General features: G+C 65.2%; 18 protein-coding genes. 10 read left to right on the plus strand and 8 right to left on the minus strand.

Features of this window, described 5'->3' with window-relative positions; translation table 11 throughout:
- Window positions 1-78 precede the first annotated feature (78 nt).
- The 6 genes from JQT59_RS10665 (at window position 79) to JQT59_RS10690 (ending at window position 6,614) form a co-directional block, all read left to right on the plus strand.
- Window positions 79-684: a TetR/AcrR family transcriptional regulator gene (locus JQT59_RS10665; protein WP_213576109.1), complete on the plus strand. Its 606-nt coding sequence runs from the start codon at window positions 79-81 to the stop codon at window positions 682-684.
- A gap of 139 nt (window positions 685-823) precedes the next feature.
- Window positions 824-2,017, plus strand: coding sequence for an acyl-CoA dehydrogenase family protein (locus tag JQT59_RS10670; protein WP_109333985.1), 1,194 nt, complete (start codon window positions 824-826; stop codon window positions 2,015-2,017).
- Window positions 2,014-2,841, plus strand: coding sequence for a hypothetical protein (locus JQT59_RS10675; protein ID WP_213576110.1), 828 nt, complete (start codon window positions 2,014-2,016; stop codon window positions 2,839-2,841). Before JQT59_RS10670 ends, JQT59_RS10675 begins: the two co-directional genes overlap by 4 nt.
- Window positions 2,838-3,683: an alpha/beta fold hydrolase gene (locus JQT59_RS10680; protein WP_213576111.1), complete on the plus strand. Its 846-nt coding sequence runs from the start codon at window positions 2,838-2,840 to the stop codon at window positions 3,681-3,683. The genes JQT59_RS10675 and JQT59_RS10680 overlap by 4 nt, the downstream gene beginning before the upstream one ends.
- Entirely contained in the window at window positions 3,680-5,386 is a 1,707-nt protein-coding gene (locus tag JQT59_RS10685) for an AMP-binding protein (protein ID WP_213576112.1), read from the plus strand. Before JQT59_RS10680 ends, JQT59_RS10685 begins: the two co-directional genes overlap by 4 nt.
- Window positions 5,379-6,614 carry an acetyl-CoA C-acetyltransferase gene (locus tag JQT59_RS10690; RefSeq protein ID WP_213576113.1) on the plus strand — a complete coding sequence of 412 codons (1,236 nt, stop codon included), beginning with the start codon at window positions 5,379-5,381 and terminating at the stop codon, window positions 6,612-6,614. Before JQT59_RS10685 ends, JQT59_RS10690 begins: the two co-directional genes overlap by 8 nt.
- Window positions 6,615-6,618: 4 nt before the next feature.
- Here the strand turns inward: JQT59_RS10690 and JQT59_RS10695 are convergent, their stop codons facing one another.
- The 4 genes from JQT59_RS10695 to JQT59_RS10710 form a co-directional block, all read right to left on the minus strand.
- The gene (locus tag JQT59_RS10695) at window positions 6,619-7,404 is read right to left on the minus strand and encodes an alpha/beta fold hydrolase (RefSeq protein WP_213576114.1); all 786 of its coding nucleotides are present in this window, start codon (window positions 7,402-7,404) and stop codon (window positions 6,619-6,621) included.
- 71 nt (window positions 7,405-7,475) lie between these two features.
- On the minus strand, window positions 7,476-8,324 hold the full coding sequence (gene catA, locus JQT59_RS10700; protein WP_213576115.1) for a catechol 1,2-dioxygenase: 849 nt from the start codon (window positions 8,322-8,324) through the stop codon (window positions 7,476-7,478).
- Between the two features lie 21 nt (window positions 8,325-8,345).
- The gene (locus JQT59_RS10705) at window positions 8,346-9,962 is read right to left on the minus strand and encodes a 4-hydroxyphenylacetate 3-hydroxylase family protein (protein WP_213576116.1); all 1,617 of its coding nucleotides are present in this window, start codon (window positions 9,960-9,962) and stop codon (window positions 8,346-8,348) included.
- 20 nt (window positions 9,963-9,982) lie between these two features.
- The gene (locus tag JQT59_RS10710) at window positions 9,983-10,555 is read right to left on the minus strand and encodes a flavin reductase family protein (protein ID WP_213576117.1); all 573 of its coding nucleotides are present in this window, start codon (window positions 10,553-10,555) and stop codon (window positions 9,983-9,985) included.
- A gap of 240 nt (window positions 10,556-10,795) precedes the next feature.
- On the opposite strand from JQT59_RS10710, the gene JQT59_RS10715 reads away from it, so the two are divergent.
- Window positions 10,796-11,743 carry an AraC family transcriptional regulator gene (locus JQT59_RS10715; protein ID WP_213576118.1) on the plus strand — a complete coding sequence of 316 codons (948 nt, stop codon included), beginning with the start codon at window positions 10,796-10,798 and terminating at the stop codon, window positions 11,741-11,743.
- A gap of 171 nt (window positions 11,744-11,914) precedes the next feature.
- On the plus strand, window positions 11,915-13,342 hold the full coding sequence (locus JQT59_RS10720) for an HNH endonuclease signature motif containing protein (protein ID WP_213576119.1): 1,428 nt from the start codon (window positions 11,915-11,917) through the stop codon (window positions 13,340-13,342).
- Between the two features lie 23 nt (window positions 13,343-13,365).
- Here the strand turns inward: JQT59_RS10720 and JQT59_RS10725 are convergent, their stop codons facing one another.
- From JQT59_RS10725 to JQT59_RS10735, 3 genes are read right to left on the minus strand one after another with little or no spacing between them, the layout of a single operon-like run.
- Window positions 13,366-14,574, minus strand: a complete 1,209-nt coding sequence (locus tag JQT59_RS10725; RefSeq protein ID WP_213576120.1) for a cytochrome P450 — start codon at window positions 14,572-14,574, stop codon at window positions 13,366-13,368.
- A gap of 23 nt (window positions 14,575-14,597) precedes the next feature.
- A complete protein-coding gene (locus JQT59_RS10730; protein ID WP_213576121.1) occupies window positions 14,598-15,962 on the minus strand; it encodes an NAD(P)/FAD-dependent oxidoreductase in 1,365 nt (454 codons plus the stop codon).
- A complete protein-coding gene (locus JQT59_RS10735; RefSeq protein WP_208960214.1) occupies window positions 15,952-16,170 on the minus strand; it encodes a ferredoxin in 219 nt (72 codons plus the stop codon). Before JQT59_RS10735 ends, JQT59_RS10730 begins: the two co-directional genes overlap by 11 nt.
- A gap of 373 nt (window positions 16,171-16,543) precedes the next feature.
- On the opposite strand from JQT59_RS10735, the gene JQT59_RS10740 reads away from it, so the two are divergent.
- A complete protein-coding gene (locus JQT59_RS10740; RefSeq protein WP_213576122.1) occupies window positions 16,544-16,813 on the plus strand; it encodes an ANTAR domain-containing protein in 270 nt (89 codons plus the stop codon).
- A gap of 71 nt (window positions 16,814-16,884) precedes the next feature.
- On the opposite strand, the gene JQT59_RS10745 is transcribed toward JQT59_RS10740, so the two are convergent.
- Complete coding sequence (locus JQT59_RS10745; protein ID WP_213576123.1) at window positions 16,885-17,238, minus strand: TraR/DksA family transcriptional regulator; 354 nt, start codon at window positions 17,236-17,238, stop codon at window positions 16,885-16,887.
- 88 nt (window positions 17,239-17,326) lie between these two features.
- On the opposite strand from JQT59_RS10745, the gene JQT59_RS10750 reads away from it, so the two are divergent.
- On the plus strand, window positions 17,327-18,472 hold the full coding sequence (locus tag JQT59_RS10750; protein ID WP_213577629.1) for a lipase family protein: 1,146 nt from the start codon (window positions 17,327-17,329) through the stop codon (window positions 18,470-18,472).
- The last annotated feature ends 27 nt before the right edge of the window (window positions 18,473-18,499 follow it).

Below are 18,499 nucleotides of genomic sequence, written 5' to 3' on the forward strand. Positions count from 1 at the left end.
GGACCATAATCGAGGGTGGGAGGGTAGTCAAGACGACGGTTGTTGCCCATCTGTCCTGGTCGCTCTACCCTCCGAGAGATGAACACTCGGTCAATCGTCGCCGCTCAGCCGACCGTTCGGCAGCGCATTCTGGACACTGCGCTCGACGAGTTCTACTTCTCGGGGTTTCACGCGGCGACGATGCGGAACATCGCGAAAAATGCCGGTTGTAGTGCGGCGAACGTGTACAACCACTTCGAGAACAAGGCCGAGCTCCTCGTCGACATTCTGCGTTCCGCGAGCGACGAGCAGTTCACCGCTACCCGGAACGCCCTGCGGAAAGCGGGCCCGGCGCCGGCGGACCGGTGGCGAGCTGCCGTGGTGGCGCACTCGCTGTACACCGCGCGACACCAGCGCGCCTGCCTGGTCGCCAACACGGAATTGCGGTACCTCGAAGAAGTCGATCGCAAGCGGGTGGTCGGATCCCGGGACGCGCAGGAACATCTCTTCGTCACCATTGCAGAAGAGGGTGTGACCAGCGGTGACTTCGATGTTCCCCACGTCCATCAGGCTGTCACCGCGGTCTTGACCATGTGTGCCGGCATCGCTCTCTGGTACCGGGCCGAGGGTCCTCTCTCGGCGCAAGCGGTTGCCGATTCGTACGGCGTCTATGCGCTCAACCTCGTGGGATACCGCGCGCTCTGAGTCGGCGCTGTCCGAGGTCACCGTTGACGCCGGCGGCGCACCCGTGCTGTACTGGGTGAACAAGCGTTAATGTGATTCGGGTGTGGAACCTGAGTTCCCCCGTCTCGCGCCCCGAATCTCGAATGGATGAGGAGTGTCCATGACTCACCGGCCGTCACAGCCGCGAACCGATTCGCCGCGATATCTCACCGAGGATCGATTGGCGATCCGTGACCTGGCACGCGACTTCGCGATGAGCCAGGTGCTGCCCGTCGCCAACGAACTCGATCCGGTTCAGGGGACCATCCCCGATACCCTCAAGAAGGCCATGGCGGACGTCGGGTTCTTCGGCATCATGATCCCCGAGGAGCACGGTGGTCTCGGTCTCGGTGTATTCGAGTACTGCCTTGTGGCCGAAGAACTCTCCCGTGCGTGGATGAGCGTGTCGGGGCTCCTGGCGCGTGGCAACGGGATGGGGGGCGGCTTCACGCCCGAGCAGGAAGCCGATCTCCTGCCCAAGGTGGCGCGCGGTGAGTATCTGGGTGCTTACGCGTTGTCCGAGGCGGAGGCCGGTTCGGACGTCGCCAACATTTCGTGCCGTGCGGTCCGGGACGGCGACGACTGGGTGGTGAGCGGCACCAAGATGTGGTGCACCTACGCCGACGAGGCCGACTACCTCGTTCTCTTCGCCCGGACGGACCCGCAGAAGGATCCCGCCAAGCCGCATCGCGGCATCAGCGCCTTCCTCATCGAGAAGGAGCGCGGCGAGTTCCCGCAGGGCATCAGCGGTACCAAGATCCGCAAGATCGGCTATTTCGGCTGGAACACGTGGGAGTTGTCGTTCGACAACTACCGGGTGCCGGCCAGCGCGATGCTGGGTGAGGAAGGCAAGGGCTTCTACCTGGCAGTGAGTGGTCTGGAGGTGGGTCGTGCGCACACCGCTGCGCGGGCCATCGGCCTCGCCCGGGCCGCGCTCGAGGACTCGATCGCCTACCTCCACACCCGTCGGCAGTTCGGTCACGAACTGGCAGATTTCCAGCATCTGCGCTTCAAGGTCGCGACGATGGCGGCCGACATCGAAGCTGCCCGCCAGCTCATGTACTCGGTGGCCACCGATATCGACACCGGACGCCGGTGCTCCCTCGAAGCGTCCATGTGCAAACTCGTCGCGACCGAGATGGCCGAACGCGTCACCAGTGAGGCCGTGCAGATCCATGGGGGCGCGGGCTACACCACCGACTTCCAAGTGGAAAGACATTGGCGCGACGCACGATTGACGAAAATCTTCGAAGGTACCAGTGAAATTCAAATGCGGATCATCTCGGACGAGTTGCTGGGGAGAGTGTCGGAATGAGTGTCCTCACACAACGGCAGCGCCTGGCTGTCGGCGATCGGGCCGTCAGCGCCGAGCGCCGGGTGTCCGACGTCATTGCCGCGTCGGGCGCTACCTTCCCCGGATCGGGTGCGTCACTCACGGGGGTCGTGGTCGCCGGAGTGCTCGACGCATCGAACCTGGACGGCGCAGCCCGAACTGGTCTGCAATGGAACACCGTGTCGGCGGTAGAGGCCGACGACGTCGTTCGGGCCGAGTCGGTGATCACCCGCGTTCAGCGGTCCGAGGACACGGTGGAGGTCGACCGGGATCTGCGGTTGATCGACGAGAACGGAAACGTCCGGGAGCAAGGAATCGAAACCTGGCGGCTGCCTGAGGGGTCTGCCGTCGGAACCGATCCGGCCACGGATTTCTGCACCGTCGCGTGGGCGGAGCTTCTCCGCGAACCACTTGCCGACGACCGGAACTTCACCTCGTCGTTGGCCACCTGGGACGGGACGATAGGCCTGTGCTGCCTCGACGGTTCGGGGCACAACCGGGAGGTGCATCTGAGGATTTACCGTGGACGCATCATCGACATCAGTAGGCGTGTTCCCGGGGGTGCGACGTTCACGCTTCGCGCGCCGGCGTCGACGTGGGTGGACTTGGTGTTCGGTGAACATCACGACTTCATGCGACGTGCGATCCGAGGCGAGTTCTCTTCCGCGGGAGACGGTTACGAATACCTGCGTCTCACCAAACCGCTCGACATCCTCGTCACCCACGCCCGCGCCGCCGCGAATGACCGACGACGCGCGCAGAACGACACTTCGCCACTCACCGGGGGAAGGGAGGCCCGCTCATGATCGAGGCCCGCTATCTGAACATCGATGGGGCTCTCGGGTTCGTCGAGATCCTCACACCCGACACGTCCACGGACGGCACACCCACGGTGCTGTGCCTGCACACCGCGGGACAGAGCGGGGTGCAATGGCGGCACGTGGCATCGGCACTGTCGAGGAGGGGTTATCGGGTGATCGTGCCCGACCTTCCCGGTCACGGCCGCTCCGAGCCTGCGGTCGGCGGACCCGTCACCGATCTCGTCGTCTACGGGAACTGGCTGTGGAAAGTGCTCGACCTGCTCGGAGTCGAGCGGCCCTATGTCATAGGCTGCTCGATCGGCGGGAAGCTGACCCTCGAGCTGGCGACGCGCCCCGAGCGTCCACTGGCCGGCGCGATCGCGATGGCAGCCGAGGCAGGGCCCGGCCGGGTCAACGTCGGCGGACTGCGGCGCGAACTCGAGGATGTCGCCGGTCCGAGTCGCGGTGACCGCACCTACCTCGGCACCCTGGCCTCGGTGGGTCACGCCGTGCCCGCGGAGGCCGCCCAGCTGATCGCCACGATGCACAAGCGTGAAGACCCGGAGATCTCGTCCTCGGATCTCATCGCCTGGGGAACGCACGACGTCCGGAACAGGCTGGCCCGCATCACGTGCCCCCTCCACGTCGTCGCCGGAGAACAGGACCCCTGGATCCAGACGGGTGCGGTCGAGAAGGTGGCAGCACTGATCAATTCGGCGCGACCGGACTACGCGCGCTACACGATGCTCGACGGAATCGGCCACTACCCCATGGAGGAGGTCGACGACTTCGCGTCGTTGGCGGACCAGTGGCTGACCGAGCTGCGTGCGGCCGAGGTGCTCTCGTGACGGCACACGACACGGCCACCCGCCATGACACGCTCGCTTCGCTGCTCGACGAACTGGTGACGGCCGACCCGGATGCTGTCATGACGATCGACGTCGTGGGTGACAGGCGGGTACCCACGACCCGTGCCGAGTTCGCTGCACGCGCCTGCGGTGTGGCGTCGGAACTGCGACAGGCCGGTATTCGGCGTGGCCAGTGTGTGGCTGTGCTGCTGCCGAACTGGTCGGATGCGGTGCTCTGGCAATGGGCGGCGTCGGCGGTCGGGGCACACGTCATCGGCGTGAACACCCGCTACAACACCCAGGAGATCGCCCACATTCTCACCTCGGCCAGGCCGGCGGTAGTCGCGGTGGCCGCCCGGTTCCACGGACTCGATCTGTTCGGACGCCTACGGGATGCGCAGCAGTCCCTCGACATCCCGGCTCCGGTGATCGCCGTCGTGCGAGGGCCGGAAGAGGGCGCGTCCGAGCTCGAGCGCGCCGCATTCGACCTCGGCAGTGGCGCCTGGAACGTGGGCGACGGGACCGACGGTTCGGTGCGGGTACCGCAGACGCCCGACATGGCCACCACGACCGTGGCCGGCGCCCACGCGGACGCCGACGACCCGCTCGCAGTGGCATTTACGACTTCGGGATCCACCGGGGTACCTAAACTGGCCGCACATCGGGAAAGTGCAATCGTTCGCCACGCACGCGCGGACGCCCGCCTTCTCGGCATCGAGCCCGGTGATGTGACCCTGTGTGTGCTACCGGTCTCCGGCGTCTTCGGATTCAGTACCGCGATGGCGACACTCGCGGGCGGTGGTGCGCTGTTGATGGAACCGGTGTTCGACGCCTCCGCGACGTTGCGTCGTATGCAGTCGGAGAAGGTCACGCACGTCGTGGGCGGCGACGACCTCTTCACCCGCCTGTACGACACTTGGCACGGCGGGGAACGCGCCGACCTGTCTTCGCTGAAGAGGATCGGCATCGCCGATTTCCTCGGCCGATCTCATGAGGTGGCAGCGTGGGTGCGTGACGATTTCGGTGCCGTCACCACCGGCGTCTTCGGGTCGTCCGAGGTGTTCGCCCTGATGCTGCTCTGGACGGATGACGACCCGGAGTCGTTGCGGTGGAACGGTGGTGGACGTCCGGTGTCCCCGGAGATCGAGGTACGGATAGCCGACCCTCTGGACGACTCGGTACTACCGGACGGTCAGCAGGGTGAACTTCAGGTCCGCGGACCGAACGTCGTCGACGCGTATCTCGGTAATCCGGATGCAGCGGCGCGAGCATTCACAGCGGACGGGTGGTTTCGCAGCGGCGATCTTGCCGTCGCGACGGGCGACGGCGGCTATACGTACGTATGCCGGATGGGTGACGTACTGCGGTTGCGCGGATTCTTGGTGGATCCGGCGGAGATCGAGCACCGGTTGGCCGAGCACGAGTCCGTGCACCTGGCGAAGGTCGTCGGGATCACCGGCGCCGGCGGGTACACCCAGGCAATCGCCTTCGTCGTGCCCATCGAGGGTGCAGAAACCGGCGCTGCCGAACTCAAGGCCTGGTGCGCAGAGTCGTTGGCAGCGTTCAAGGTTCCGGGCGCCGTGCACATCATCGAACGAATGCCCACCACGGTGGGTGGAAACGGAACCAAGATCCGAGCGGTCGAGCTGCGCGAATGGGCGCAGCAGTGGACCGATCACGAAAGGGATTTCCGCAGTGCCTGATAATTCGAATGCCCAGGCGAACGATGTCGTCGTTTGTGAGCCCCTGCGTACCCCGGTCGGACGTTATGGCGGGCAGTTCAGGGACGTTCCCGCCGCGGACCTCGGTGCCCGCGTGGTGTCCGAGCTTCTGGCCCGCACGAAGATCGAACCGGAAAGCGTCGACGACGTCATCTTCGGGCAGTGCTATCCCAACGGTGAAGCACCCGCCATCGGCAGGGTGGTGGCCCTGGACGCCGGCCTGCCGGTGACCGTTCCCGGACAGCAACTCGATCGCCGTTGTGGGTCCGGCCTGCAAGCAGTGCTCGACGCAGCGATGCGTGTGCAGACGGGGGTGGCCGAGTTGGTCATCGCCGGCGGCGTGGAGTCGATGAGTCGTGCCGAGTACTACACCGAGTCGATGCGCTGGGGAGCGGGCGGAGCGCCGGCAGCACTGCACGACCGTCTGGCGCGCGGGCGGGTGACCGCGGGTGGCCGGAACTACCCGGTTCCCGGCGGCATGCTCGAGACGGCGGAGAACCTACGTCGCAAGTACGCCATCAGCCGCAGCGAGCAGGACGAACTTGCGGTGAAATCCCATCAGAGGGCTGTCGCCGCGATCGAGTCGGGGAAGTTCGCTGAGGAGATCGTTCCGGTGGAGGTCCCCCGCCGCAAGGGCGACCCGCAGCGTGTCGATCGGGACGAACATCCCCGGGCGGACACGACGGTCGAGTCACTCGCCCGATTGCGCCCGATCATGGGCCACAGCGACCCCGATGCGACCGTCACCGCAGGCAACGCAAGTGGGCAGAACGACGGCGCCGCAGCCTGTCTCGTCACCACCCGTGCCCAGGCGGAGCGTCTCGGCCTTCGGCCACTCGCAAGACTGGTCACCTGGGCCGTGGCCGGGGTCGAGCCGTCCGAAATGGGTATCGGACCGGTGCCGTCCACCGAGCGGGCACTGAAGCGTGCGGGGCTGACGCTCGCAGACATCGACCTGATCGAACTGAACGAGGCATTTGCGGCACAGGCGCTGGCCGTCACGCGGGAATGGAACTTCGGAACACAGGATTTCGACCGCACCAACGTCAACGGGTCGGGCATCTCGCTCGGTCATCCCGTCGGTGCGACGGGAGTGCGGATCCTCGCCACCCTGTTGCGCGAGATGGACCGTCGCGGCGCCCGCTACGGACTCGAAACGATGTGCATCGGCGGCGGCCAGGGATTGACGGCCATCTTCGAGCGGGCATAGCCACTCAGCTGTCGAGAGTCCGAATCCAGTCGGTGAGCGCCCGCACAACCTGTGCGGGCGCTTCCGGCAGTAGTGCGTGACTGGCGTTCGGGATGACGGACACGGTGACCACTTCGCCCAACTGGTCCCGCAATTCGTTCGCCGTCTCACGGGGTCGAAACGGGTCCAGAGCTGCCTGAAGGTCGAGAATCGGCTGATACGCCACGGCCCACCACTCGTCTTTGGGTGTAGCGGCCGAGGCTGCGAGCTGCCTCTTCGACACGTCCGGGTACCAGCCGGTGAGCCACTCGGCAGGGTCGTTGCCCGGTGCGAAGAACCCGGTCTGCAGATGGCGGAGCCGCTCGGATTCGGGCAGGGACGAGTCGGCGCACCGCACCGCCAGCGTGGTCAACTCGGCAGGATAGTGTCGCGCCCCACCCGCCGCGACCACGACGCCGCGCACCAGCTCCGGCCGGTCGGCCGCCAGCATCCGGGCGACGTAATGCCCGAAGGCATGGCCGACCACCACTGCCGCGCCGTTGTCCTGCGCCTCGATCACTGCCGCCACGTCGGCGGCGAGGTCATGCAAGGTGATGTTGTCGAGCGGTCCTTCGCTCCGGCCGATTCCGCGCGGCTGCGGGCGGGAGACGCGGTACCCGTTTTGCGCCAAACCCTCTGCGACGTCGTCATAGTCGTACGATTCTCGGCCCAGCGAGGGCAGGAGAATTACCGACGGACCGTTCCCCTCGACGACGACCTCGATCACCGCGTCGCGAGTGTGCACGAACTCGGTCGTTCTGCCTGTCATCATGCTTCCTGTCCTGTACAGCAATGCCCCGGGTGAGGCGATTCGCATCGCCTCACCCGGGGAGATGGTGGGTATCAGTCCGTGGCGGGATCGAGCGCGAAGTCGTAGTCGACCACCTTACGTCCCGCGTCGTCGATCACTGGATCGAGCAGCAGTTCGGGTTTGGTCGCAGTGGCGACATCGTCGTCGACCCAGTCCCCACCGGCAAAGTACAGCTGCGTGATGATCGGCCGCTTGCCGGGAGAGGTCACCCGCAGGTGGAGGTGCGCCGGACGCCACGGGTGCCACCCGGCAGCCTCGATGAACTGGCCGGTGGGTCCGTCGGTCGGGATCTGGTACGGCGCAGGCTGAATAGTCGTGATCTCGTATCTTCCCTCCGAGTCGGTCACGATGGTGCCGCGCAGATTCCACTCCGGGAGGTGGGGCGCGAACTGAGAGTAGTAGCCTTCGTCGTCAGCATGCCACAACTCGATGGTTGCCCCGCTGAGTCCTGCGCCGTCCAGGTCGGTCACCTGACCACGGAGGACCAGCGCCGGGTGCGCCCGATCTTCGTCGCGCATCGGAAGCGTGCACCGGGCCGGGAGCTGTGGGGCTCCGGGAACGTAGTACGGCCCCTCGATGCTTCCTTTGGTGCCCTTGAAGTTCCGCGAGTTCACCTCTTCGATGTCGTGCTCGACGAACACGTCGAGAAGTAGCGGCCACTCGCCACCCTCGCCCACATCGATGAGCCACTGCTTGAGGACGCGGTACTCCGGATAGGTGACGGCATGCTTCTTGATCAGCGCGCTCAATCCGGCGAGCGCCTCGGTAGCGATGGCCGACAGACGCTCCGGCGAGGTATCGGCCGTGAATCTGGCGCCCTTGAACTTGTCCGTCGCGGCGTTGCCGGAGCCGACCGCGGTGGGGCTTTCGGTGGTGGTCATATTCTCTCCTGGTCTGAGGGGCTAGCTGCGGCCGAAGTAGGAGACATCGTCGTTGCCGATCAGGTCCGGCACCGTCCAGCCGTCGAGGTCGTACTCGGCCAGGCACTGCTCGGCCAGGCCCTTCATGGAGCTGACGGTTCCCCGGTTCTCGGCGAACATGAGCAGTTCCGCCTTGACGCCTTCGTGGTTACCGGCGTAGTTGCGTTCGTAGAGTTCGTGGCGGCCACCGAACTCGCTGCCGATCGAATCCCACAGCGCCTTCATGATCTTGACGCGGTCGACCGCGGTCATGCCCTCCGACCCGCGGACGTACTTGTCGAGGTACGGCCGGACGGCGGGACTCTTGAAGTCGGCGGCCGAAGACGGCAGATAGATCAGCCCGGATGCCACATCCTGCTCGATGATCTCCTTGATGCGGGGGTAACCCTGCTGCATGAACATGCGGTAGGTGAGGCCGTACTCGAGCTTGGGGATGACCGTGTCGCCCACCCACGGCTCCGGGTCGCGGACCATCGATTCGGTGAGGGACCAGAACAAGTTGCGCCAGCCGATCACTTCACCGACGCGGGTCTGCACGCCTCTGAAGCCGCCCGCTCCCGTGGCGTCGAGCGCCTTCATCAGAAGTCCGGCGATGAAGTCGAGCTTCACGGCGAGTCGCGTGCACCCCTGCAGGGTGAAGCGCGGCAGAAAACCTGACTGCGGGAAGAAAGCGTTGATCTTCTCCACGTCGCCGTACATGAAAACGTTCTCCCACGGCACGAGTACCTTGTCGAAGACGAAGATCGTGTCGTTCTCGTCCATCCGGCTCGACAGGGGGTAGTCGAACGGGCTTCCCATCACCGCCGCCTGCTGCGTGTAGGACGTGCGGCAGATCAGCTTCACTCCCGGTGCGTCCATCGGCACCGTGCAGATGAGCGCGAATTCCTTCTTCTTGATCGGCAGACCGTAGTGGGCGATGAAGTTGTAGTTGGTGATAGCCGAACCGGTCGCGACCACCTTGGCACCGGAGACGACGATTCCCGCGTCGGTTTCCTTCTCCACCTTCATGAACACGTCGCCGACCTCGTCCGGGGGCAGCTGCCGGTCGACCGGCGGGTTGATGATGGCGTGGTTCCAATAGAGGACTTTCTCCTGTGACTCCTTGTACCAGCGTTCGGCGTTGTCCTGGAACGGTGAGTACAGCTCCTTGTTCGCGTGCAGGGTTCCGAGGAAGGAGGCCTTGTAGTCGGGGGACCGGCCCATCCAGCCGTAGGTCATCCGTGCCCAGGTGGCGATGGCGTCGCGGTCCTTCAGCAGGTCGTCCGAAGTCTTCGACGCCCGGAAGAACGGCATGGTGACGCCTCCGTTTCCGGTGTCGGTGGGTGTTGTCAATGTGTCGACGTGCTCGCCGGTGTGCATCGCGTCGTAGAGACGCGCGGTCATGCGAATGGGGTTCCGGAACGCCGGGTGGGTGGTGACGTCCTTCACTCGCTCGCCGTGTAACCAGATCTCGCGGTCGTCGCGCAACGATTCGATGTATTCGTCACCGGTCATGGGCCGCGACGCGAAGTTCTTCGTGCGGTTGGCCTCGCTGTCGGCGGCCACGTTGACCTTGGTGCGGTCGACGGCGGTCTCGGGGGCGGATTCGGTGGTGGTCATGGTGTTCCTCTCGATCAGAATTACGAGGCAGCCTGGGCGAGTTGCAGGTGGAGCGGAGTGAACGAGGCGGCGGCGTCGAACCATCCGCTGTGAGGGTCGTCGAGGCAGCCGTTCCACGCCGTGGTACCTGAAGTGGCTCCCAGGTCATGAAAAGTACTGCGGTAGAACAGCAGCGGATCTTTGGTCGAGTCGACGGACGCGTCGACGATCTCGCCGATAAAAATGATGTGGTCACCGCCGTCGTAGGAGGCCCAGGGTGAGCAGATCAGCGTTGCTGCGTTGCCGGACAGTGCGGGAGCGATACCCGCGGAGTCCCACACCGGTTCCGTCCGTTGCGGCTTCCCGGCGAAGTGCATGGCCGTGGCGAGTTGATCGGCGGCGAGGATGTTCACCGCGAACGGTGCGTCGGTCAAGTAGCCGCACGCCTTCGATTTCCGGGTCAGCGTCACCTGGCACAGCCGAGGCTCGATCGAGATGGCGGTGAAGGCCGTGACAGTAGCTCCGTGCGGAGTGCCGTCTGCGTTGGTGCACGTGATCACGGTGACGCCGCTGGCGAACTGGCCGAAGATGTTACGCAGAGTGCGTTGATCCATTTCGAGACCGCCTTTCTGCACGATTCGTGCGAACGCCCCTGCATTTCCGGGGCATGCACACAACATATGACGGCCGTCACAACCCGTCGATCCGCATTGCGAAGGCGCGATCCGGATCGCGAAAGAGAGTTGCCGGGGCCGGCGTCCACGCCCTTGTAGTGACGGACATCACAGGCGATGCTAAGGTCGGGAATTGCCCGTGCGCGGCCGTAGCGCGAGGTGAGAGGTCTGGAAGCAGGCATGCGAGAACAGCTGGTGGGTTCGGGTTTCACGGACTGGGACGAAGTCCACGAGGTGGTGGCCGACGCGTACTTCCCTCACGACCTGCGTCCGCTGTCCCGGGACGACGCGGCAAGGTCATCGCTCGAGTCCACCGAACTCGGCCCCTCCCGGCTCGCGCGAATCGGGTTCGGCGCGGCCGTGTCGATCGAATCCGACCACCCGGGCGCATACGGCATCAACATCCCGCTGGCCGGCCACATCGTGTCCGTCACCGGTGCGAGGGAAGTGACCTCGACGCCAGGATTCGCGACCATCTGCCCACCTGACACCCGCACCGTGATCACCGACTGGAGTAGCTCCTGCGAAATCATCGGTTTCAAGGTGGAGCGAAACTATTTGCAGCGGGAGATGGATCGCGTACTCGCAAGGCCGGGCCGGCAGTTGCCGCGGCAACTCGATCTGCGGTCCGGCGCGGGCGCCGAATGGCTGGGATTCGTCCGATCCGTCGCCGACCAGGCGTTGCACAACAGCATCCTCCTGCAGAGCGAGCAGGTGTCGCGGCAGCTCTGCGGTGCACTCACCACCGCGCTGGTGCTCGCCGCGATGCCAGATGACGACGCCGGCGCATCGGGTATCCGACCGCGCATCGTCAAACGGGTGGTCGACGCGATCCAACAAGACCCCGCCCGCCCCTGGACAGCGGGCGAGATGGCCGAACTCGTCGACGTCAGCGTCCGCCGCATGCAGCAGGGATTCCGCGAATACGTGGGCATGACGCCGATGGAATATCTCAGCGACGTCCGGCTCGAGCGCGTCCACGCAGACCTTTGTGCAAGCTGCTCTCCGACAACGGTTTCCGACGTCGCTTCGCGCTGGGGTGTCATGCACACCGGCAGATTCGCGGCCGCCTACCGGCGCAAGTACGGGGTGACGCCGTCCGACACCCTGCGGGGCGGGGAGTCCTGACGCGTTGATCTGCGGAACGTGTCGGACCCCTGGGGTAGTGTTGCACTCGTCAGTTCGACTGGGGGGTCGGTGAATAGCGCAGTGCTCAATAACTCATTGTTGATTAGCTCATTGTTGATTAGCTCATTGTTGATTAGCTCATTGTTGATTAGCTCAGTGTTGAATAGTCCGGTGGCAGAGCAGCTGTCGACGTTGTCTGCGTCTATTGACGTGCTCCTCGGAAGCGATTCGACGGCACTGCGCGACGCCGACGTGCTCGAGGCCATGCGGCGGTTGGAGCAGTCGCTGCGCCGCGCCGACGCGGTGTCACATCGGTTGGTCGTCGAGAGTGTCGAACGCTCGATACCGGCCGCGCTCGGATACAACTCGCCGAACAAATTACTAGTCGATGTTCTCCGTGTGTCTGCGGTGGACGCATCCGCCCGCGTCACGGCAGCGCGGAGCCTCGGCGGGTGGCATACGTTGCCCGGTGATTCGATCGACCCATCACTGCCGGAAACTGCTGCAGCGCAACGTGACGGCGACATCGTTCCCGGACACGCGCGCGCAGTGGCCAAGGTGATGCGGAAGATCCCGCACGCTGTCGGCAACGACGACGTTTCCCACGCCGAATCGATCCTGGCCCAGCTGGCGCGAACCGGGACACCCGAGGACGTCGAGCAGGCCGGGCACCGGATCCTCGCGTACCTCAACCCAGACGGAAACCTCGGTGACGACCGTGACCGCAGGCGCAGACGCGGCATCTCGCTCGCGCGGCAGGATTCGGAACTGATGTCGAGAATCTCCGGTGAACTCGACCCCACGGCGCGAGCGTTGCTCGACCCGATCCTCGCCAAATGGGCCCGCCCCGGAATGAACAACCCCGGCGATCCGGAATCACCGACGGGTGACAGCGAAGACCCCACACTCGATCGCACAGCACTCGCAGCGGCGGCGGCGCACGACACCCGCTCGGCGGCCCAACGTAACCATGACGCGTTCAGTGCCATATTCCGGGCACTGCTCGAAACGGGGGTACTCGGCAGACATCGCGGCCTGCCCGTCACCGCGATCATCACGATGACGCTGGATCAACTCGAAAAGGCCGCAGGCGGTCTCGCGACGACAGCGAGCGGTGGCCTCCTACCCCTCGAGGACGCATTGAAGCTCGCCGAGCATGCTCATCCGGTTCTCGTACTGTTCGACCATTCCGGCCGTCCTCTGCGCCTCGGTAGACGTCGCCGGCTCGCCAATGCCGATCAGCGGCTTGCACTGATCGCTTCCGACGGTGGATGCACCCGTCCGGGATGCGCCGCGCCGGCCAGTCTGTGCGCCGTCCACCACGTCACCGACTGGCAGAAAGGCGGCGGGACCGACATCGACAACCTCACCCTCGCATGCGATGCGTGCCACGCACAGGTCAACGATGGCTCAGCCGGCTGGAACACCACATCAACCCGGCCTGATTCAGAATTTCCGGGCAGGACCGAATGGATCCCACCACCGCAGATCGATCCCGCACGAGCTCCGCGAATCAATCACCGGCACCACCCCGGTGAACTGATCGAGCATGCGCGGGCGGGTGGAACACGAGGCCGGAGTCTGCACCGAACAGAGTGAGGTGCAGGGTGATGCAGCAGGAATTACCCGCAATCCACCATGAGGTGCCGAGGACCGCGCAGCACCGGGTTGGGTCGGTACGGCGGCGGGTCCTCCACGAGGCGCGGGTTCGGGAGTCGGCGGATCAGTTCATTGAGCGCCATCTGACCTTCGAGCCGGGCGAGTGGTGCGCCGAAACAGCTGTGTATGCCGCTGCCCAAGCCGAGGTGCTGGTTGTCGGCGCGGTCGGGAACGAACCGGTCGGGGTCGGTGAACCGCTCCGGATCCCGGTTGGCGGAGGCCAAAGCCAGGACGATCGGTGAACCCTTCGGCACGGTCACGCCGCCGACCTCGATGTCGACGATCGGGGTTCGCTGGGGAACCAAATGGACGGGCGGTTCGAACCGCAGCAACTCCTCGACCGCCAGAGGCATCAGCTCCGGATGGCGCTTCAGGCGATCCAGCTCGCCCGGATTGCGGAGCAGGGTGAGCATTCCATTGGTGATGAGATTGACGGTCGTCTCATGGCCGGCGATGAACAACATGATCGAATTGGTGACCAACTCGAGGGTGTCGAGACCGCCCTCATGGTGATCGGCCGCCAACCCGGACAACATGTCGCCACCCGGATTCTTTCGGCGTTCCTCGATCAGCCCGGCCATGAACATGCCCATTTCCATCTGCGCCTGTTGAGCTGCCTTCATCTTCGCGTCGCTGTCCGAATCGCGGGTCGGTTCGATGGAGGCCACCAGTGCATCCGCCCACACGTGAAAACGCGGTTCCTCCTCGCGGGGAACACCCAGCAGTCGGCAGATCACGGACACCGGGAAGGGATACGCGAAGTCGTCGACGAGATCGATGCGGTCCTTTCCCTCGAGGTTGTCGACAAGGGCGGTCACGAGGTCCGCGAGTTCTCCGCGCATGGAGTCGACCCTGCCGGGCATGTGTGGCGGTCCGAACTGCCGCGTCGTCAATCGCCGAAGCCGGTCGTGCTCGGGCGGGTCCAAACGGATGAATGCCGGTCCACCGTTGTCGGCCCGATCGGCCCCGGGCATTCCTGCACGGCGGTTGTGCAAGTCGGAACTGATACGCGGATCGTGCAGCAGCGCGGCGACGTCGTAATATCGCCCGACGAGGTAGGAACCGTTGTCCTGCAGCGCCGCCGGTGTCTCGCGAAGTTCCTCGTACAAGGGATATGGGTTCGCTCGATTCGACTGGTCGGTGATGCGTTCGAGTAACTGCGCACGCGACATGACGAGTCTCCCTGTTGCTTCGGTTACTTCGGTGCCGCGACGAACTCGACGTGGCGCTCGGTGGGCAGGTGTCCGGTCACAGACACGGTCGGGCCGTGGCTCAGAATGGCGGGGTCGGGCAGCTCCGACGACCGCACCTCCCAGGGGTCTGTCCGGTCCATCACGGCGAAGTCGGGCGGAAAGGCAGCCGCCGATTCGATGAGGTCGCGGTAGAAGTCCAGCCACCTGCCGTGGTTGAACGCGACTGCCGCGGTGAGGCGTCCACGGAAACCGTAGGCGGCGACGAATCGGCGTTCCTCGACCGACCCCTGGGTGACGACCACCTGATCGGAATAGGTGGGGATACCGGCCGATTTGATGTTGACCCCGAACTGGCTGGACCAGAACGCCGGAATGTCGAGATGAGGGCGGCGGTGCAACCCCTCGTGAATCATGTTGTGCGCAGCCACCTCCGCTTGCCCGATGGCGTTGCCCCAATGCTCGAGCGCGATCAGTTGGTAGTCATAGAGCGGATGTGGTTGCCGGGCAATGTCACCGGCCACGAAAACGTTGTCGGTGACGAGCCCGTTGAGGTCGAACGCGCGGCAGCCGGCGTCGCAGGCCACTCCCCGTGGTCCCGCGGCGAGACCGGACCCGGCCAACCATTCGGTGTTCCGGATGCTGCCCTGAGCGACGACGGCCACATCGACGTCGAGGGCTGTTCCGTCCGACAGGTGTGCCTGGCGCAGTCGGCGATGCCCGTCACCTTCCAATCGCGCAACGGTGATGCCGCATCGTAAGTCGACACCGTGGTCGCGCTGCATGTCAGCCGCGACCGCCGCGACAACCCCGCCGAGGGCGCCCACCAGCGGTGCCGGTCCACGTTCGGTGACCGTGACCGACAACCCGCGCTCGCGGCACACCGATGCGATCTCCGAACCGGTGAATCCGGCACCGATGACCAGCACATGACCGGGACCGGCAGACAGCCGTTCGTCGAGGCGCCGCGAGTCGTCCAAGGTGCGAACCGTGAAGACACCGTCGAGGCCGCTTTCCTCCGGCTTCGGCCACGGGCGTGCCCGCACCCCGGTCGTGAGCAGAACCTTGTCGAAGGGGACGCTGTCGCCGTCGCCGAGAACGACCCGGTTGTCCTCGAGGTCCAGCGCGGTTGCCGGGACACCGAGTCTCCACTTGGCGTCGAGTTCGGTCCGGGCGGGCAGCGTCGCGTGTTCTGGCGGCATGATCCCGAGCAACACCGCTTTCGACAGTGGTGGCCGATCGTACGGTTCGTAGGGTTCGTCACCGATCATGGTCAGTGGGCCGCCGAACCCCAGTCGTCGTAACTCGTCCGCTGCGCGTAAGCCGGCGAGCGATGCACCGACGATGACGACCCGCATGTCACTGCTCATGCGACTGCGGCCGAATGTCGGTGGTGATGGCCTGCACCGGGCAGGCGGCCGCGGCCTGCGAGACCCGCTCCCGTTCGCCGTCGTCCGGTCCGGCGTCGTAGAGAAGGGACTCCTCGCCGTGCAGCGTAAAGACACGCGGTGCGAGAAATACGCACTGTGCGTATCCCTGGCACCGATTGAGGTCGACGACGAGTTTCACGTCCATCACCCGATCCTGAACAGTTCCGTTGCCGAGGCGTCCACTGGGACAGCGCGGCGCACGGCCGCCCGTTCGAAACCGGCGAAAATGCCGCCGGTTGTCAGTATCCCGGAGCGGACGGTCTGTACGGTTCGGATCCGCTGTTCTGGAGTTGTTCAGAACTGTCGTACCGAACCTCCCGCACGCGTGCGAGGAATACCGCCGAGTAGAACCCCTCGGTAAGAACGGCGGTTACAAGTAGTTTCGGAGCTGGCGTATGTCACTGTCCGGAAACAACTTTGGCTGTTGCGGGGAAATAGGCGACGAATCGGCACCAATCGTGATGTGATGTGCCCACACATGATCGGAAAACGCCGAGCAGCGACAACTCTGGGGCGAAAGATTGACAATTGAAGCTCACCGCGACACCCGCGAAACGCGCCACCTTTCCGCGTTGGATGCAGCGATAGAAATCCTGACCGACGCGCGAGGGGACTCGTACAGCCCGGACCAAGCATTCGACGAACTGCTCGACACCTCGATGCGACATCAGGTGGATATCGGAGACCTGGCGGAAGCACTCGCCGATCTTGCGGAGGGCGTAGACCCGCCCGACGGTCATCGGCGAGCACGCGAGGTGGCAGGCCGGGCGTGGGCCTCGATCCTCCACTGACCCCGATCCTGCACTGATTTCGATCCTCCACTGACCCCGATCAAGCGCCGAACGAGGCTACGGCACGCGCGTCAGCCCGAGCACTCGATGCAGGTGCGGACGGCGGGAAGTGCGTCGAGTCGGACGTCGGCGATCAACCTTCCGCACCGGATGCACGTGCCGTAGGTTCCGGCTTCGAGTCGCGCCAGCGCGGCCGTCAGCTCTTCCACGTCCCGGCGTGCATCGGTGAGCAGGGCCGAGACCTGGGCCCGTTCGAACGCGATGGTCGACCCTTCCGGGTCGTGCTCGTCGTCGTCCGTGGTGAATTCCGATCCTTCGACGATGGCGGTGAAGCGCCTTCTCAGCGACGCGAGCCGACGCTCCGCATCGGCCTGTTCGGCCACAATCCGGGCGCGGTAGTCGGGGGCAGACGAGTCGAGCGTCACGGCGTCGTCCTCCAATGGTCGATGGAAGTGCTGGTGTCGACGCTATAACCCCTTCTACGGTGAGTCGGTGAAGAGACCCCTCATACGTATGTCACGGGCGGCCGCGAGTGTGACCGTAGCCTCCCTGACGATGGTCGGCACGTGCCTCGCCGCCCCTTCCGCGTTCGCAGACGATGCCGCCGGGGCACCCGGTGATGTCGTGGAAGTGGCTCCGCTCCCATCCGCTCTATGGATTCCCGGTGCCGCCGACGCGCAGCGCATCACCTACTGGTCGATCGGCCCGGACGGCGATCCTGCACTCAGTACCGGGGCGATGTACGTGCCCCCCGGCGAGGCGCCCGACGGTGGCTGGCCAGTGGTCGCGTGGGCGCACGGCACTTCGGGTCTGGCCGATCACTGCGCTCCCTCTCTCGTCGGGCCGGCCCTGCCCGAGCGGGATTATCCGTACCTCGGGCGCTGGCTCGAGCAGGGATATGCCATCGTCTCCACCGACTATGTCGGGCTGGGCACGCCGGGAGTGATGCCCTATCTCGACGGCAAGGTAGAGGCGCACAGCGTCGTCGACTCCGTGAAGGCTGCGCGCGCCGTCGACGATTCGCTGTCGAACAAGTGGGTGGTGGTCGGCCAATCTCAGGGCGGCGGGGCCGCTGTCATCACCGGGCGCTATGCGACGGAGTACGGCGGGAAGTCGCTCGACTACCGCGGCGCCGTCGGTACCGGCGTCCCTGCGAACATCGAGTTGGCATTGCTGCCGCTCGGTCCCGGAGTTCCCCCGACCGCCATTCCGGCAGGGCTCACGTCGTATCTGTTCTACATCCTGGCCGGCCTGCGCTCGGCTCATCCCGAGATCGGCCTCGACGCCTACCTCACCCCACTCGGTGCGCAGTATGTCGACGCCGCCGAGCATTTGTGCGTCCACGAGATGCACGAGGCCGCCGAGGGGGTGATCGTCGGTGACCTCTTCAGCAAGCCGCTGAACGAGATCCCGAACTTCTACCCGTTGTTGGTGGACTACATGGGTGTGCCCACGAGTGGTTACGACCGCCCGCTGTTCATCGGGCAAGGACTCACGGACATCGACGTTCCTGCTCCTTCGGCGTTCTCCCTGGTGGCGGCACTCACTGCGAACGGTGAGCCGGTGACGTTCAAGACCTATCCCACCGATCACAGCGGCACGTTGATCGAGTCCCAGGCGGACACCATCCCGTTCGTGAGAGAACTCTTCGCCGGATAGCGGCACGTGTGCAGATCTCGGACACTT

Source organism: Rhodococcus sp. USK13 (genome assembly GCF_018343855.1).
Taxonomy (GTDB): domain Bacteria; phylum Actinomycetota; class Actinomycetes; order Mycobacteriales; family Mycobacteriaceae; genus Rhodococcus_F; species Rhodococcus_F oxybenzonivorans.